The 16,774-nt window shown below is 73.9% G+C and carries 14 protein-coding genes; 11 read left to right on the top strand and 3 right to left on the bottom strand.

Annotation, left to right across the window (positions count from 1 at the left end; translation table 11 throughout):
* Nucleotides 1-43: 43 nt before the first annotated feature.
* Together ABZ854_RS30320 and ABZ854_RS30315 are read right to left on the bottom strand one after the other, a co-directional pair.
* Nucleotides 44-2,341: a TOMM precursor leader peptide-binding protein gene (locus ABZ854_RS30320; protein WP_361217060.1), complete on the bottom strand. Its 2,298-nt coding sequence runs from the start codon at nt 2,339-2,341 to the stop codon at nt 44-46.
* 2 nt (nt 2,342-2,343) lie between these two features.
* Nucleotides 2,344-2,502: a hypothetical protein gene (locus ABZ854_RS30315; RefSeq protein WP_361217057.1), complete on the bottom strand. Its 159-nt coding sequence runs from the start codon at nt 2,500-2,502 to the stop codon at nt 2,344-2,346.
* Between the two features lie 275 nt (nt 2,503-2,777).
* Here ABZ854_RS30315 and ABZ854_RS30310 point away from each other — a divergent pair, with 275 nt between their 5' ends.
* The 7 genes from ABZ854_RS30310 (at nt 2,778) to ABZ854_RS30280 (ending at nt 10,291) form a co-directional block, all read left to right on the top strand.
* Nucleotides 2,778-3,602 carry an AfsR/SARP family transcriptional regulator gene (locus ABZ854_RS30310; protein WP_361217054.1) on the top strand — a complete coding sequence of 275 codons (825 nt, stop codon included), beginning with the start codon at nt 2,778-2,780 and terminating at the stop codon, nt 3,600-3,602.
* A gap of 687 nt (nt 3,603-4,289) precedes the next feature.
* On the top strand, nt 4,290-5,117 hold the full coding sequence (locus ABZ854_RS30305) for a cyclase family protein (protein ID WP_361217051.1): 828 nt from the start codon (nt 4,290-4,292) through the stop codon (nt 5,115-5,117).
* Nucleotides 5,114-6,031, top strand: a complete 918-nt coding sequence (locus ABZ854_RS30300; RefSeq protein WP_361217049.1) for a thioesterase domain-containing protein — start codon at nt 5,114-5,116, stop codon at nt 6,029-6,031. The genes ABZ854_RS30305 and ABZ854_RS30300 overlap by 4 nt, the downstream gene beginning before the upstream one ends.
* 75 nt (nt 6,032-6,106) lie before the next feature.
* Complete coding sequence (locus tag ABZ854_RS30295; protein ID WP_361217046.1) at nt 6,107-7,375, top strand: beta-ketoacyl-[acyl-carrier-protein] synthase family protein; 1,269 nt, start codon at nt 6,107-6,109, stop codon at nt 7,373-7,375.
* Complete coding sequence (locus ABZ854_RS30290) at nt 7,372-8,625, top strand: ketosynthase chain-length factor (RefSeq protein WP_361217043.1); 1,254 nt, start codon at nt 7,372-7,374, stop codon at nt 8,623-8,625. The genes ABZ854_RS30295 and ABZ854_RS30290 overlap by 4 nt, the downstream gene beginning before the upstream one ends.
* 82 nt (nt 8,626-8,707) lie before the next feature.
* Nucleotides 8,708-8,971 carry an acyl carrier protein gene (locus tag ABZ854_RS30285; protein WP_361217040.1) on the top strand — a complete coding sequence of 88 codons (264 nt, stop codon included), beginning with the start codon at nt 8,708-8,710 and terminating at the stop codon, nt 8,969-8,971.
* A 156-nt stretch (nt 8,972-9,127) separates the two neighbouring features.
* Complete coding sequence (locus ABZ854_RS30280) at nt 9,128-10,291, top strand: nucleotide disphospho-sugar-binding domain-containing protein (RefSeq protein WP_361217037.1); 1,164 nt, start codon at nt 9,128-9,130, stop codon at nt 10,289-10,291.
* A gap of 477 nt (nt 10,292-10,768) precedes the next feature.
* Here ABZ854_RS30280 and ABZ854_RS30275 read toward each other — a convergent pair whose 3' ends face one another.
* Nucleotides 10,769-11,218, bottom strand: a complete 450-nt coding sequence (locus ABZ854_RS30275; protein ID WP_361217033.1) for a nuclear transport factor 2 family protein — start codon at nt 11,216-11,218, stop codon at nt 10,769-10,771.
* A gap of 194 nt (nt 11,219-11,412) precedes the next feature.
* On the opposite strand from ABZ854_RS30275, the gene fabG reads away from it, so the two are divergent.
* The 4 genes from fabG to ABZ854_RS30255 all read left to right on the top strand — a co-directional run bounded on the left by fabG (nt 11,413) and on the right by ABZ854_RS30255 (nt 16,650).
* On the top strand, nt 11,413-12,198 hold the full coding sequence (gene fabG, locus ABZ854_RS30270; protein ID WP_361217030.1) for a 3-oxoacyl-ACP reductase FabG: 786 nt from the start codon (nt 11,413-11,415) through the stop codon (nt 12,196-12,198).
* 63 nt (nt 12,199-12,261) lie between these two features.
* Nucleotides 12,262-13,230, top strand: coding sequence for an aromatase/cyclase (locus tag ABZ854_RS30265; RefSeq protein WP_361217027.1), 969 nt, complete (start codon nt 12,262-12,264; stop codon nt 13,228-13,230).
* Entirely contained in the window at nt 13,223-15,385 is a 2,163-nt protein-coding gene (locus ABZ854_RS30260) for an AMP-binding protein (RefSeq protein ID WP_361217024.1), read from the top strand. Before ABZ854_RS30265 ends, ABZ854_RS30260 begins: the two co-directional genes overlap by 8 nt.
* Nucleotides 15,382-16,650 carry an FAD-dependent monooxygenase gene (locus ABZ854_RS30255; protein WP_361217021.1) on the top strand — a complete coding sequence of 423 codons (1,269 nt, stop codon included), beginning with the start codon at nt 15,382-15,384 and terminating at the stop codon, nt 16,648-16,650. The genes ABZ854_RS30260 and ABZ854_RS30255 overlap by 4 nt, the downstream gene beginning before the upstream one ends.
* Nucleotides 16,651-16,774: the final 124 nt, after the last annotated feature.

Genomic DNA, 16,774 nt, shown 5'->3' with positions numbered 1-16,774 from the left:
GACCTCCTTCCGGTTCGGGCGGGCGGTGGACGAGTGCGGGCGGCTAGACGAACAAGGGGTAGGGGTTGAGGTCGTCGTAGGCGGTCGGCTCCCTGAGCAGTCCCCGGGCCACCGGCGCGTCGTAGAGCCGGCCGGGGGCGAACCGCGGCCAGTGCGGGCGCAGGCCCGGCACCACCACCTTCACCACCGGCAGGCCCACGTCCGGCCGGGTCTGGTCGAGGACGAGCATCTCCAGGCCGTGGCCGCCGAGCAGGTCGCGCAGCGCCTCCACGTCGTCCAGCAGGTCGGCGCGGGGGGCGTAGGCGTGGGTGTCGGGGGTGGTGAACGGGCGGGCCGGGTCCGCGGTGACGTACGGCTGGTGCTCGGTGGTCGCGGTGCGCAGCCAGTCCAGGGTGAGCGGGTCGCGTACGTCGTATCCGGTGCCGTCGGGAGCGGCGAGGGCCACCGGGGGCAGCAGCTGGTTCAGCTCGGTCAGCGCGCGCCGCAGCGCGACGCGCGGGTCGAGGTGTGCGCCGAAGCCGAACATCAGGTCCTGCGCGGGCTTGTCGGTGCGCCGCGAGACCGCCGCGAACACCGGCACCCCCAGGTCGCTGGTGAGGTCGAGCGCCCATACGTCGCGGTTCAACGAGGCGTGCACGGAACGCATTTCACGCGTCCAGTCGTCAGCGAACGCGTCCAGGTCGACGCCGGGCAGGCGCAACCGGTTGTACCACCACTGCGCCACCGCGTCCCGCTCGATCAGCTCCAGCGTGCCCTGGAGCACGGCGTCCTCCAGGGTGCCGCCGGCCGCCGCGCCGTTGGAGGTGCCCATGCAGTAGGCGGCGCCCTCGCGCTGCGGGACGTCGTAGTAGAGGAACGCGGTCGGCAGCAGCTTGTGGCGCCGCTCGGTCAGCGACCACACCGGCGTCCACTCGATCTCGGCGTCCTCGGGCAGCGGGTCGCAGATCTGCTGCGCGGGGGCGTGCGTCGCGTTCCACTCGGCTCGGCCGGCGAACTGCCGCGGGTCGTAGAGCTGTACGGCGTCCGGGTGGATCGCGTCGGCGGCGAGCGAGCCGTAACTGCCGTGCACGGTCGCCTCGTCACCCTGGAAGTAGCCGGAGCAGCGTTCCAGTGCCTCCGCCAAGGCGCCCGTGCGGGCCTGCAGAGCGGTGGTGCCCTTGCCGCCGCAGGTGGCGCGCAGTCCCGTCCGCAGTCCGGCGACGCCGTTCGGCGCGGTGACCGGGTTGAGTCCCGCGTGGAAGGAGTTGAGGAACTCGGGGCCGCGGGAGTCCTGCCGTATGTCCCTGACGAGCCCGGTCACTTCGTCAACCAGGTGGCCGTAGCGGGCCTGGAACTCGTCCGGGGTGAGGGCGCGGTGGCCACCGCCCGTGGTGTCCGTCTTCGTACGGCGTCGCAGTCGCAGCGGCCCTGTCACGCGTGCGGCGACCAGGCCGGGATCGCCGCACGACGCGCACTGCGGACGGCGCGGCACCGGGTGGTGCGCGGACTCCATTGTCAGGGTGTTCAGGACCCACAGCGACCGCTGCCCCGGATGCCGATATCCGGCAAGCCACTTGACTGCTTCCAGAGCGGCCAGGCCGAGGCCCGATCGGATTGCCGCGGGCAGCGCGCAGTCGGGCCCGGGCAGCGGGCCCGTGCGTCCCAGCGCTCGCTGGATGTGCGCCTCTATCTGCCGGCCGCGCCAGAGCCGGTCCGCGAGACAGGACCAGCACGCGCGCTCAGGTACGCCGAGAAAGGGGCCCACGTGGATTTCGGTGCCGTGGACCAGCACGGGGAGCCAGGGGCGCCCGGCCTCGCGGTGTTCCTCGTCGACGGCGCGCAGCGCCGGATCGAGATAGTCGTCGCACAGGACGATGCTGAGGTCGGCGCCTGCGGCGGTGTCCGCGTCGGTCACGGTCAGGCCCGCGTCCGAGAGAGCCAGGTGCAGCGCGCTTCGTGCCACCGCCCGGGCGGCGCCCGCCGAGAGGGCGCGCACGGTGGCTGCCGTCCGCGCCCTGGCCGCCTGCGTACCGTCCAGGCGGGCCGTCTCCCAGTACGCCGGCTCACCCTTCGGGCAGCCGGGGTCACCCGGGTCGCGGCTGGTGACGAGGCCGGCCGTGCGGAGCCGGTCGACGAGACTCCGGGTCTGCTCGGCGCCGAGGGCGCCCTCCGTCTGGCGGATCAGCTCGGCCATGTTCCGCGTCCCGTCCAGCAGCGGGGCGAGCCGCGCGATGTGGCGGCCGTGCAGCGCCGTGGCCCTCGATCCGGTGAGGACGTAGACGGCCTCACCGGGGACGTGTTCCACCCGCAGATGCGGGCGGAACCCCAGCAGTGTGTTGTCGCTTCCCCCAGGCGCGCCCATGGTCAGGCGGCCGCCGTGCCGTTGGCCTGCCGGGACGACGGCAGGGCGGTCACGTAGCACGGGATGGGATCCCGCGTGCCGGCGACGTCCGAATGTGTTCCGAGTTCCTCTATCAGCAGGTCGTCGTGAGCCGAAACCGTTGTGCAGTGAAGCATGTTCATCGCTTTCCCCCGTCGAGTGACTCATCCGTATGCCGCCGCGTCCCGCAGCGACGAGAACGATCCTCGCCACCCCCCCGCCCGGCGGCCAGTGCCGCCGTCACAAGGCGCACATGAAAAATTCACGCTTCGAAGCGGGGAAACCTCACCCCCGGTTCGGGACGACCGCACTGTCGAAACGGCGCAGGTCAGGGGAGTCTCGATGACGCAGTGGACCCGGACCGAACCGCTCGGTCCGCCCGGCAGCCCGCCGGCCCACTGCGTAACGGGAGGAACCGATGGACATCAAGCTCTTGGGTCCGCTCAGCGCACACCTGGGCGGGGTCTCGATCGTGCCGAGCGCGGGCAAGCCCCGGCAGATCCTCGCGCTGCTCGCCGGCTGTGCGGGCCAGGTGCTGCCGGTGCCCACGCTGATGGAGGAGATCTGGGGCGCCGACATGCCGCGGAGCGCGTCGACGACCCTGCAGACGTACATCCTGCAGCTGCGCCGCAAGCTCACCGAGGCGCTCGGCCCCGACGCCGACCGTACGGCCAAGGACATCCTGGCCACCGAGTACGGCGGGTACACGCTGCGGGTCGCCCCCGAGTCCGTCGACGTCCACGCCTACGACCAGCTGGTGTCCCGCAGCCGCACCGCCGCCGACCGGGGTGACGCGGCGGCCGTCGCCGACCTGTGCCAGCAGGCGCTCGCCCTGTGGCGGGGGCCCGCCCTGGTCGACGTCAAGGTGGGGCCGATGCTGGAGGTGGAGCTGGTCCGGCTGGAGGAGAGCCGGCTCGCGACCCTGGAGCGTCGCATCGACGCGGAGCTGGCCCTCGGCCGGCACAGCGCGCTCGTGGCCGAGCTGCGGGCACTGATCGCCCGGCACCCGCTGCACGAGGGGCTGCACGCGCAGTGCATGCTCGCGCTGCACCGCTCGGGCCGCCGCGGCCAGGCCCTCGACGTCTTCCAGGACCTGCGCAACCAGCTCGTCGACGAACTGGGCGTGGACCCCTCCGACCGGCTGCAGCGGCTGCACCGGGCGGTGCTCAACGGCGACCCGGCCCTGGACCTGGCCGGCCACGCGGAGCGGCACGCCCCTTTCCTGGAGCGGCTCGCGGTCTGACCCGGCGCGTGGCCCTCCTGGCCCTCCGACCGGTGTCCGGCGACGGCCGGGTGCCTCGGCCCACGTTGGACGATGGGCGGATGCGCCGATCCGTGCCGGGTGATGGCCGGATGCCTCGACCCGTGCCGGGCGGTGGCCGTATGCCTCGACCCGGGCTGGGCGATGGGTGGGTGCCTCGATCCGTGCCGGGTGATGGCCGGATGCTCCGATCCGTGCCGGGCGGTGGCCGTATGCCTCGACCCGGGCTGGGCGATGGGTGGGTGCCTCGATCCGTGCCGGGTGATGGCCGGATGCTCCGATCCGTGCCGGGCGGTGGCCGGATGCCCCGGCTCGTGCCCAGCGATGACCGGGTGCCCCGACCCGTGCCCAGCGATGGCCTGGATGCGCTGGCAGTGCCGGGCGATGGCCGGCCGCTCAGGAAGCCCCGGTGGACACGGTGCCGCACGGGACAGGCTGTCCTGCGCGCCTGCCGAGGCATGCTCCACACGCCGGTGGCCGGCGACAGCCGCCCGCCCCGGCCGGCCCCTCCGGCCGACGGTCGCGGGCCCGTGTCCAGTGGCGCCGTGGCCGGTCTCGATCACGGGTCGAGCGGCCGCGGCGATGGTTGCCCCATCAACGGCCGCGTTCCGCCCCGTCCAGCGGTGGACGCGCCAACAGGACTGTGTCCGTGGGGAGTTCACTGTGACCGTGACCGTGACAGAAGCGGCGTCAGCGGCAGCACCGGCAGGTGCGGCGAAGGCGCCCCGGATCATCGACCTGTCCCAGGCGGTCGACGCCGCGGCCTGGGAGCCGGACCCGATCGTGCACGAGGTGATGACGCCCGCCGAGGGCGCCCGGCACATGGCCGACGAGATGAAGCTGCACTTCGGCCTCGACTTCGACCCGGCCGACCTGCCCGGCGGTGAGCTGCTGTCCCTGGACACGCTCACCCTCACCAGCCACACCGGGACGCACGTCGACGCCCCCTCGCACTACGGCTCGCGCGGCGACTACGGCACCCCCCGGCACATCGACGCGATGCCGCTCGACTGGTTCCACCGGCCCGGACTGCTGCTGGACGTACGGGACGTGGGCACCGGAGTGATCGGCAGAAAGCGCATCGAGCGCGCCCTCGACGAGGCGGGCCGCACGCCGGACCCGCTCGACATCGTCATCCTGCGCACCGGCGCCGACCGGCACGCGGGCACCGCGCGCTACTTCACCGACTTCGCCGGCCTCGACGGCCCCGCCACCGACCACCTGCTCGACCTCGGCGTCCGCGTCATCGGCACCGACGCCTGGAGCCTGGACGCCCCCTTCGGCGACATGATCCGGCGCTTCCAGGAGAGCGGCGACCGCTCCGTCCTGTGGCCCGCCCACTTCGCCGGCCGGCGCCGAGAGTACTGCCAGATCGAGCGCCTGACCAACCTGGACGCCCTGCCGGGACCGAGCGGCTTCACCGTCACCTGCTTCCCCGTGAAGATCGCGGGAGCGGGGGCCGGCTGGACCCGGGCCGTCGCCCTGGTGGACGCGTGACCGGCGAGGCGCGTCCGCCCTGGCTGGTCTGCTTCCACCACGCGGGCGCCGGCATCTCCTGCTTCGCCCCCTGGCAGGGCGTCGTCGGCGACGCCGCCGAGGTCGTGCCCGTGCTGCTGCCCGGCCGGGAGACCCGCATCCGCGAGGCCCGCATCACCGACCCCGGTGAACTGGTCGCCGAACTGGAAGGGCTGCTGGGCCCGCTGCTGGAGGACCGGCCCTACCTGCTGTACGGGCACAGCCTCGGCGGTCTCGTCGCCTACACGTTCGCGCGGGCCCGTGAACGCGCCGGGCTGGCCGGGCCCGCCCTGGTCGCCGTCGGCGCCGTACAGCCACCGCACCTGCGCTCCCCGGTGCTGCGGTCGGCGGAACTGCCCGACCGGGAGCTGCTGCGCGTCCTCGTCGCCTACGGGGCGCTGCCGCCGCAGGCCGCGGCGGGCGGGCACGTGTGGGAGCGGCGGGTGCTGCCCGCGCTCCGCGACGACCTGCGGCTGGCCGCCGCGCTGTGCGAGACCGAACAGACCCCGCTGCGGGCCCCCATGCTGGCGCTCGCCGCCCGCAACGACCCGATCTCGCCGCTCGTCGGCATGGCCGAATGGGCCGACTACGCGCCCGCCGGGTTCGGGCTGCGCACCGTCGCCGGCGACCACTTCTTCGTCCGGGGCAAGGAGGCACCGCGCACCCTGCGGGCGGCCGCACTCGGCCTGCGCCAGACCGACGGCACGCACCACGCCGACGGTCCGCAGTCGGGGGCTCTTCAACCAGGGGCGGCCCTCCAACCAGCCGTTCTCCGGGACGGGTTGAGCCGGGCGCGAGAGGCGGGCGGCACAGTCGGGGCAGCGGTGAACGGTCCCACCGCGGCCGTCCTGCCCAGACAGCGGACCGAAGAACTCAAGTGCACGAGCGAGAGGTGACAGGGCGATGCAGCTGACCAGGAAGCGCGACCGCGCCATGCGGTCCGGGGCGCGGCGGTGGGCCGGGAGGCAGCGATGACACGGCGTGTGGTCATCACCGGCATCGGAGTGGTGGCACCCGGCGGAGTGGGCACCAAGGAGTTCTGGTCCCTGCTCACCGAGGGCCGCACCGCGACCCGGGCCATCTCCCTCTTCGACGCCGCCCAGTTCCGGTCCAGGATCGCCGCCGAGGCCGACTTCGACCCGTGGGCGGCCGGGCTGAACGCCCGCGAGATCCGCCGCATGGACCGGGCCGCCCAGTTCGCCGTGGTCAGCGCCCGCGAGGCGCTCGCCGACAGCGGCATCGACCTGTCCGGCGCCGACCCGGTGCGCACCGGCGTCACCATCGGCAGCGCGGTCGGCGCCACCACCGGCCTGGACACCGAGTACCGGATCGTCAGCGGCGACGGCGCCGACTGGCACGTCGACCACCGGTACGCCGTACCCCACCTGTTCGACTACTACGTCCCGGCGTCCTTCGCCAAGGAGGTCGCCTGGACCGCCGGCGCCCAGGGTCCCACCGCCGTCGTCTCCACCGGCTGCACCTCCGGCCTCGACGCGGTCGGCCACGCCGTGGAACTCATCCGCGAGGGCAGCGCCGACACGATGATCGCCGGTGCCACCGAGGCGCCGATCTCACCGATCTCCGTCGCCTGCTTCGACGCCATCAAGGCGACCTCGCCGCGCAACGACGACCCGGAGCACGCCTCCCGCCCGTTCGACGCCAGCCGCAACGGCTTCGTCCTCGGCGAGGGGAGCGCCGTCTTCGTCCTGGAGGAGCGCGAGCAGGCCCTCGCCCGCGGCGCTCACATCTACGCGGAGATCTCCGGGTTCGCCTCGCGCAGCAACGCCTACCACATGACCGGGCTGCGCCCCGACGGCAAGGAGATGGCGGAGGCGATCCGCGTCGCCCTCGACGAGGCCCGCCTGGACCCCACCGCCGTCGACTACATCAACGCGCACGGCTCCGGCACCAAGCAGAACGACCGGCACGAGACCGCCGCGTTCAAGCGCAGCCTCGGCGAGCACGCCTACCGCACGCCCGTCAGCTCCATCAAGTCGATGATCGGGCACTCGCTCGGCGCCATCGGCTCCCTGGAGATCGCGGCCTGCGCCCTCGCCATCGAGCACGGCGTGCTGCCGCCCACCGCCAACCTGCACGACCCCGACCCCGAGTGCGACCTGGACTACATCCCGCTGACCGCCCGCGAGCAGCGCACCGACACCGTGCTGACGGTGGGCAGCGGATTCGGCGGGTTCCAGAGCGCGATGGTCCTCACCGGCCCGGAACGGAAGGCAGCATGAGTACGTCAACGGACCTCCTGGAGCGGGCCGCCGGGGCGCCGGTCACCGGCTCCGTCTTCACCGGCATCGGCGTCGCCGCCCCCAACGGGCTCGGTACCGATGCCTGGTGGGCGGCCACCCTCGCCGGGCAGAGCGGCATCGGACCGGTCACCCGGTTCGACGCCTCCGGCTACCCGGCCACCCTGGCCGGCGAGGTGCCCGGCTTCGAGGCGGCCGAGCACATCCCGTCCCGGCTGATGCCGCAGACCGACCACATGACACGGCTGGCCCTGACCGCCGCGCAGGAGGCCATCGACGACGCCGGCGTCACCGTAAAGGAACTCCCCGAGTTCGCCGCGGGCGTGGTCACCGCCAGCTCGGCCGGCGGCTTCGAGTTCGGACAGCGCGAGCTGGAGGCGCTGTGGAGCAAGGGCGGCAAGTACGTCTCGGCCTACCAGTCCTTCGCCTGGTTCTACGCCGTCAACAGCGGCCAGATCTCCATCCGGCACGGCATGCGCGGCCCCAGCGGCGTCCTCGTCACCGAGCAGGCCGGTGGCCTCGACGCCATCGGCCAGGCCCGGCGGCAGCTCCGCAAGGGCAGCGGCCTCATCGTCACCGGCGGCGTCGACGGCGCGGTCTGCCCCTGGGGCTGGACCGCCCAGCTGGCCGGCGGCCGGCTCAGCACCGGCACCGACCCGGCCTCCGCGTACGTCCCCTTCGACGAGCGGGCCGGCGGTCACGTGTCCGGCGAGGGCGGTGCCCTGCTCGTCCTGGAGGAGGAGAACGCGGCCCGCGAGCGCGGCGCCCGGATCTACGGGCGGCTCACCGGATACGCCGCCACCTTCGACCCGGCACCCGACAGTGGCGCCCCCTCCACCCTGCGCCGCGCCATCGAACTCGCCCTCGCCGACGCCCGGTTGGCCCCCGGTGACATCGACGTCGTGTTCGCCGACGCGGCCGGGGTGCCGGAACTGGACCGTGCGGAGGCCGACGCGCTCGCCGCCATCTTCGCCTCCGAGGCCGTACCGGTCACCGCGCCCAAGACCATGACGGGCCGGCTCGCCGCGGGCGGCGCCTCGCTCGACGTGGCCGCCGCGCTGCTCGCCCTGCGCGACGGCGTGATCCCGCCCACCGTGGGCACCTCCCGCCCGGCCGACGGCATCCGCCTCGATCTGGTGACCGAGGCCAGGCCGGCGCCCCTGCGTAACGCCCTGGTGGTGGCGCGCGGGCAGGGCGGGTTCAACGCGGCGCTGGTGGTCTCGGCGGCCTGATGCCCGCGGCTCCTCCGCCTGCCCCCTTCACGTCCCCTTTCACCGACCCACGACCCACGAGAACGCGAAGAAAGGCACTGCCATGACGCTGAACGAACTGACCGCCCTGCTCCGCGAGTGCGCCGGCGAGGCCGAGGGCGTCGACCTCGACGGCGACGTCCTCGACGTCCCCCTCGCCGAACTCGGCTACGACTCGCTCGCCGTGCTCCAGACCACCGGTCACATCGAGCGCGAGTACGACATACAGCTCTCCGACGACACCCTCGCCGAGGCGGACACCCCGCGTCTGCTGCTGGCGTACATCAACGAGAGCCTGGCCGACAGCCGTACGCAGGTCGCCGCCTGACGCGCCCACGCGGACCGGCCCCCCGACACGGCGCCCCGGCACGACAGCCTCCCCGCTGCCCGTGCCGGGGCGCCGTGACCTTTCTGTCCTCCTACGACTGCCTTCCCGACTGCCTTCACGACAGCCTTCACGACAGCCTTCTGAGACGGAGCCCGAATGCGCGTCCTGCTCGTGGTGACCCCCGTCAACAGTCACCTGCTTCCCATCGTGCCCCTGGCCTGGGCCCTGTCCGCCGCGGGCCACCAGGTGCTGCTGTGCGGCGAACCCGTCGCCGCGGCGACCGCGCGGGCGGCCGGCCTGCACGCGGTGGAGGTCGACGCCCCGCCTCCCGCCCCTCCCGCGCCGCAGGCGGTCCGGCCGAAACAGGCACCCGCCCGGACCGCCGCGCCCGGTCCGGGCTGGCAGCCCGACTGGGACAAACTGGCGGCGAACTGGCAGCGCAGGGTGGGCCGCGTCATCGACGGCTACCTGTCGCTGGCCCGCGACTTCCGGCCCGACGTGGTCGTGTCCGACCCGCTGGAGTTCTCCGGGCCGATCGTCGCGGGCGCCCTCGGCGTGCCGTGCGTTGTGCACCGCTGGGGCCCCGACCTGCTGACGACCCAGGCCCGCGAGCCCGCCCGCCGCGCCCTGAAATCCCTCGCGGAACAGTCGGGTTCACTCGGCGGACTGCCTGACCCCGCCCTGCTCCTCGACCCCAGCCCGCCGAGCCTCGTCGCCCCCGGCACCGACCCCGGGCGGCCGGTGCGCTTCGTGCCGTACAACGGGCCGGGCGGCTACCCCGGCCGGCGCGCCGCGACGACCGGGCGGACGGTCTGCGTCTCCTACAGCACCCGGACGGTCGACGAGTGCGGCCTCGACGGCATCGCGGCCCTCGCGGAGGCGTTCGACGGCCTCGACGGCGTACACGCCCTGATCACCCTCACCCCCGAGCACGCCTCCGCCCTCGGCCCGGTCCCCGCGAACGTCGAGGTCGTCGACCCCGCCCCGCTGTCCCTGCTCCTCGACGGCTGCACGGCCCTGATCCACCACGGCGGCGCCGGCACCGGCCTCACCGCCCTCGCCCGCGGCCTCCCCCAACTGGTCCTGCCCCAGGCACTGCCCGCCCTCGACGTGTACGGCGAACGACTCGCCGCGCGCGGGGCGGGGGTGCGGGTGGCCCTGGACGGGCAGTCGGACTCCGGGGTGCTGCGGGAGGCGGTGGCGTCCCTGCTGGGTGATCCGGGGTTCGCGTCGGCAGCGCGGGAGGTGGCGACCGAGATCGCGTCAATGCCCTTGCCGGCGGACATGGTCCCGCAGATCGAGCAGTTGGCACTGCGCTGAGCCCCGTGGAGGCGGGGGGAACCGCGCGAGCAACCCATAACGGCGGTCGTTTGGCCCTCGGCCTGTGCCCCGTAAGGGGCGCGGGGAACTGCGCGAGCAACCAGTGACGGCCGTGGGCCCGAGACGATGGGCCGGCCCGGCAGACGCGACCGTACCGGGGTCGCATTCCGGGCACGTGAGGGACGCATCCGGCGTCGGGTGCCGCCTTGCCCACCCTGCCGCCCCAGGCGGCAGACTGCCCAAGGCGGGGGCGGGCGTAGGCCCTGAGGCGGGGCTGGCTGAGGCGGGGCCGGGCGTTGGCCGCGGAGGCGGGGCTGCCTGAGGCGGGGCCGGGGGCTGGCCCCGAGGCCGGGGGGGCGGGCGTTGGCCGTCAGGCGAGGACTGCCCGAGGCGGGGCCGGCGTTGGCCCCTGGGCGGGGGTGCGGCACGGCTGAGGGCCACCGGACGGTGTCCGGTGGCCCTCAGGGGGTGCGTGGGCTACGCCAGGTCGTCCCGGGAGATCAGGCGGTGGCGGACCAACCAGCGGCCGTTCTCGCGGACCAGCTCGTCCTCGCAGGTCGTGGAGGCCTTGATGAACGGGGCCTGGCCCCGGGGCGTCTCGATGACGAGGGCGTAGGAGCGCGCCCGGACGACCTCGCCGCGGGCCTCGTCGACCGCGACCATGCCCATCCAGTGCCGGCGCTGGATGCCGTCACGCTCGTACTGGGCGACGACCTGGCCGGCGACGGCGGCGATGGTGTCCCGGCCGACGGTCGGCTCCGGCTTGGCGTTGGCCGCGAACACACCGTCCTCGGTGAACGTCGCCGCCCACTCCTCGACCCGCCCGGAGTCGAGCAGCTGCATCTGCTGCGCGTAGAACTGCTGCACCTGCTGGTACAGCTCGGCGAAGCCGGCGCCCTGCGCGTACTCCGTCTCCGTCACGGTCATGGCGGTCCCTCCTGATGGGCCTGGGGTGTCGCCGCCGACTCTGGGCCGCCGCCCTCGCGCCCCGCTCGACACGGGACGGAGCACCGCTCCTTCCAGCACCGCTCCATCGCATCCCGAGTACACCCCTGCACCGTGGCGCCGTCCGGGTCCGGACCTGCAACAGCGACACCACCAGCGTTAGGGGAGCGCCCGAGATGGCGAACAACGAGCAGAAAGTCGCCCTGGTCACCGGGGCCACCAGCGGAATCGGCCTGGCGGCGGCCCGGGCCCTCGGCGCCGCCGGACACGCGGTGTTCGTGTGCGCCCGCACCGCCGAGAGCGTCGAACTGACCGTCAAGGAACTGCGCGCCGAGGGCTACGAGGCGAACGGCACCACCGCGGACGTCCGCGACGCGGAGTCCGTGCGCGCGCTGGTGGCCGCGGCCGTCGGGACGTACGGGCGGATCGACGTCCTCGTCAACAACGCGGGCCGTTCGGGCGGCGGCGTCACCGCCGACCTTGACGACGAGCTGTGGGACGACGTGATCGCCACCAACCTCACCTCCGTGTTCCTGCTGACCCGCGCGTTCCTGCGCGAGAGCGGGGTGCGCGAGCGCGGCTGGGGCCGCGTCATCAACGTGGCCTCCACCGCCGGCAAGCAGGGCGTCGTCCTCGGCGCCCCGTACTCCGCCTCCAAGCACGGCGTCGTCGGCTTCACCAAGGCGCTCGGCAACGAGCTCGCGCCGACCGGCATCACCGTCAACGCGGTCTGCCCCGGCTACGTCGAGACGCCGATGGCCCAGCGCGTCCGCCAGGGCTACGCGGCCGCCTACGACACCAGCGAGGACGCGATCCTGCAGAAGTTCCAGGCGAAGATCCCGCTCGGCCGCTACTCCACCCCGGAGGAGGTCGCGGGCCTGATCGGCTACCTCGCCACCGACACCGCCGCCTCCATCACCGCGCAGGCCCTCAACGTCTGCGGCGGCCTCGGCAACTTCTGATCCCCCGCTCCCGCCAAACCCGTAACCAGATCAACGCAGATCCACGCTTTGGAGGCGTTCGCCATGGCAGTACCGGTCCAGCAGCCGGTGACGTACGAGACCACGCACGCGGTCGAGGTGGCCGCCGACGCGGAGGCCGTGTACGCGGTCGTCGCCGACGCCCGCTCCTGGCCGCTGCGGTTCCTTCCCAACGTCCACGTGGAACACCTGGAGGAGTCCGACGGCTTCGAGCGCATCCGCATCTGGGCCACCGCCAACGGCGCGGTCAAGTCCTGGACCTCGGTGCGCACCCTCGACCCGGAGGCGCTGCGCGTCACCTTCCGCCAGGAGGTGTCCACGCCGCCGGTGGCCGCGATGGGCGGCGAGTGGATCGTCACTCAGCTCGGTCCCGGCCGCTCCCGGCTGGAACTCAGGCACGACTTCAGCGCCGTCGACGACGCCACCGAGAACGTCGAGTGGATACGCGCCGCCCTCGACCGCAACAGCGGCCAGGAACTGGACAACATCCGCCAGGTCGCCGAACTGGGCGGCCGGCTCACCGAGCTGGAGTTCTCCTTCACCGACACCGTGCACGTCGAGGGCGACGGCGCCGACGTCTTCGACTTCCTGAACCGCGCCGACCTGTGGCCCGAGCGGCTGCCGCACGTCGCCGCCCTCGACCTCACCGAGGACGAGCCGGGCGTGCAGGTGATGCGCATGGACACCAGCACCAAGGACGGCTCCGTGCACACCACCGAGTCGATCCGCGTCTGCTTCCCCGACGCGGCGGGCGGCCGCATCGTCTACAAGCAGACCACCGTGCCACTGCTGATGACCGCCCACACCGGAGCCTGGACCATCAAGGCGTCCGGCACCGGCGTCGACGTCTCCTCGCGGCACGACGTGCGGCTGCGCACCGACACGGTCGAGCGGATCCTCGGCGAGGGCGCCACCGTCGCGGACGCCCGCGCCTACGTCCACAAGGCGCTCAGCACCAACAGCACCGCCACCATGAACCTCGCCCGTGCGTACGCGGAGGAACGCCGTGGCTGACCTGGAGCTCACCGTGCCCACCCGGGTCGACGGGCTGCTCGCCGAGACGGCCCGCCGGTACCCGGACCGGACCGCGCTGATCGCCGAGGGCACCGGGACCACGTTCGGCGCCCTGGAGCAGCGCACCCGGGCCGTCGCCGCCGCGCTGCGCGAGCTGCTGCCGCAGGCCGGCGAGCGGATCGCCGTCGCCGCCGTCCTGCACCCGGACTTCCCCGTCGCCTACTACGCGACGATGCGCGCCGGGCACGTGGCCGCCGTCGTCAACCCGCTGCTGCGCGAGGAGGGCCTCCTCCACGTGCTCGGCACCTGTGAGGCGCGCGTGGCGTTCGTGGACGCCGCGCTGTACGCCCGGATCGGCGCCCTGCGCGATCGCCTGCCGCACCTGGAGCGCGTCGTCCTCATCGGCGGCGCGTCCCCCGGCGGCCCGGCCGACACCACGCTGGAGGCGCTCGCCGAGACCGCGCCGGCCGGCACCCCCTACGAGGGCGGCGGCGACGACATCGCCTGCCTGCACTTCACGAGCGGCACCACCGGACTGCCCAAGGCGGTCCGGCTCACCCACCGCAACCTCACGGTGAACGCCGCGCAGATCGCGTACGCCCACCGCCTGGACGCGGCCTCGGTCACCCTCAACCACCTGCCGACGTACCACCCGATGCACCTCAACTCGGCCGTCCACGCGGGCGCCCCGCAGATCCTCTTCGCGGGCCCCGACCCGGCCGAGGCGCTGGCCGCCGCCGACCGCTACGGCGCCACCCACTACTACAGCCTCCCCGTCCGCCTGGCCCGCCTCGCCGACGCCGCCGAGCCCGCAGGGCCCGCCCCGCGCGCCCTGCGCTACGTCGCCTCGGGCGGCTCGGCGCTGCCGCCGCACGCCGCGGCCCGGCTCGGCGAACGGCTCGGCGTGCCCGTCTTCCAGGGCTACGGCCTCGCCGAGACCTCCCCGCTCACCCACAGCGACGACGCCGACGCCCCCGTGCACGGCAGCGTCGGACGCCCCGTCCTCGGCACCGAGTGCCGGATCGTCGACGTCGACACGCGTGCCGTGCTGGCGGCGGGCGAGGCCGGCGAGGTGGAGGTGCGCGGGCCGCAGGTGATGGCCGGCTACCTGGGCGGCGGCGGGGTCGGTGCGGACGGCTGGTTCGCCACCGGCGACGTCGGCCGCGTCGACACCGACGGGCGGCTGTTCCTCGTCGACCGCCTCAAGGACGTCTTCAAGTGCGACAACTTCCTCGTCGCACCCTCCGACGTGGAGCGCGCCCTGCTCGACCACCCGGCGGTCGCCGAGGCCGTCGTCGTGGACCTGCCGCACCCGTACTCGTCGGCGGTCGCGGGCGCCCTGCTCGTGCTGGCCGACCCGGAGACGACGCCCGAGGCCGTCCTCGCCGACGTCAACCCCCGGCTCCCGTACTACCAGCGGGTCCAGGACGCCGTCGCCGTCCCCGCGATCCCGCGCAACGGCAACGGCAAGATCCAGCGCCGCGACCTGCGCGCCCGGCTCCTCGACCTGACACGGGGTCCGGCCTCACAGCCCCGGCCCACCTCGAACGGAAAGGTTCCCGCCATGGCCCCCGAGTTCACCGTCGTCAACACCTTCACCCTCAAGGACCCCGCCGAGGCGGCCCACTTCGAGGAGCACTTCGGCTCCCACGTCCAGTGGATGCGCGCCCAGGGCGGCTTCCGTGCCCACCAGGCCGTCCGCGACCTGGACACTCCGGGGACGTACGTCAACATCGGCTGGTGGGCGACCCCGCAGGACTTCAAGGCCGTCCTCGGCTCGGAGACCTTCCAGGCGCACGCCGCCGAGTTCCACCGGATCGTCGACGTCGAGGCCGACCCTTCCATGGGAGTCCTGCGGGTCGCCGAGAACGAGGGCGGCCAGGCCCAGTACGTCACCGTCGCCGACGTCACCGGCGACGCGGGCGAGTACGAGACCGCCTACCGCGCCTACGCCGAGGCCGCCCGTGCCCTGGACGGCTTCGCCTGGCTCGACCTGGCCCGCTCCCTGCCCCGCCCCGGCCGCTACACCGCCGTCGAGAGCTGGCGCGACGCGGACGCCGCCCGGCACGCCCGTGAACTGCCCGAGTACGCGGCCCTGGCCGCGCTCACCACCTCGCGCACGGTGACGGCGGCCCCCGTCATCGGCACCCGATGAGCACCGCCGGGCCAGGAGCCGTCCCCGCCGCCGACGCACCGGACACCGACGTCTGCGTGGTCGGCGGCGGCCCCGCCGGCCTGGTCCTCGCCCTGCTCCTGCTGAAGTCCGGGGTGCGGGTCACCCTGGTCGAGCGCTCCCGGGCGCACCACCGGGAGTTCCGGGGCGAGATCCTCCAGCCCGGCGCCATGCGGCTGCTCGACGAGCTCGGCGTGCTCGCCGGGGCGCGGGCCCGCGGCTGCCACGAGCACGACCGGTTCCGGCTCGTCGAGGGCGAACGGGTACTGCTCGACATCGACTACCGCACCCTGCCCGCCCCCCACGACCACCTGCTGAGCATCCCGCAGCCCCACCTCCTCGACGAACTCGTGCTGCACTGCGCCAAGTTCGACGCCTTCACCCACCTCGAAGGACACCGGGCGAGCGCCCTGCTGCACGGGCCCGGCGGGGAGATCACCGGGGTGTGCGCCGACGGCCCCGAAGGACGCCGCGAGATCCGCGCACACGTCACCGTCGCCGCCGACGGCCGCTTCTCCAAGCTGCGCCGGCTCGCCGGCATCGGGGCCGGCCGCAGCGACGTGTTCGACCTGGACGTGCTGTGGTTCAAACTGTCCGTCCCGGACAGCACGCCCGGACGCCGTGACGTCCGCGTCTTCCGGCACGGCGCCAGCCCCGTCCTCGCCTACGACTCCTACCCCGACAAGGTGCAGATCGGCTGGACCCTGCCGCACGGCGGCTACGCCGACCTCGCGGGCCGGGGCGTCGAGCACCTCAAGGACCAGCTGGCCGCCGCCGCACCGCCGTACGCGGAGCTGATCCGCGAGCAGATCACCTCCTTCAAGGACGTGAGCCTGCTCGACGTGTTCTCCGGGCGCGCCGACCGGTGGGCGGTCGACGGCCTCGTCTGCATCGGCGACGCCGCGCACACGCACAGCCCAATCGGCGCCCAGGGCATCAACCTGGCCGTGCAGGACGCCGTCGCCCTGCACCCGCTGCTGATCACGTCTCTGGCCGAGGGCGACGCGAGCGCCGCGTTCCTCGGCACGTTCGAGGCGCGCCGGGCACCGGACATCGCGGCCGTCATGCGCACCCAGCGCGTGCAGAGCGCGGCCATGCTCGGCCGGGGCGTCGTCGCCACCCGCATCCGCCCCGCGCTCGCCGCGCTGCTGCGGCGCACCCCGCTGTACGGCAAGGTCCTTCGCCACATCGCGTACGGCAACCCGGACATCCGGGTGGCGAAGGAGCTGTTCACGGACGACGCCTGAGTGCCCACGACGACGGAGGGCCGGACCCCGGATCGGGGGCCTCGGCGGTGGTGATAGCGGAGGGGTGAGCTCCACGAGCCGCTGACGCGGTGCTGACGCCGGACCGGCCGACGCCGGACTGACC

The organism is Streptomyces sp. NPDC047028 (assembly GCF_040644095.1).
Taxonomy (GTDB): Bacteria; Actinomycetota; Actinomycetes; order Streptomycetales; family Streptomycetaceae; genus Streptomyces.
This window is presented reverse-complemented; position numbering and strand designations above follow the sequence as displayed.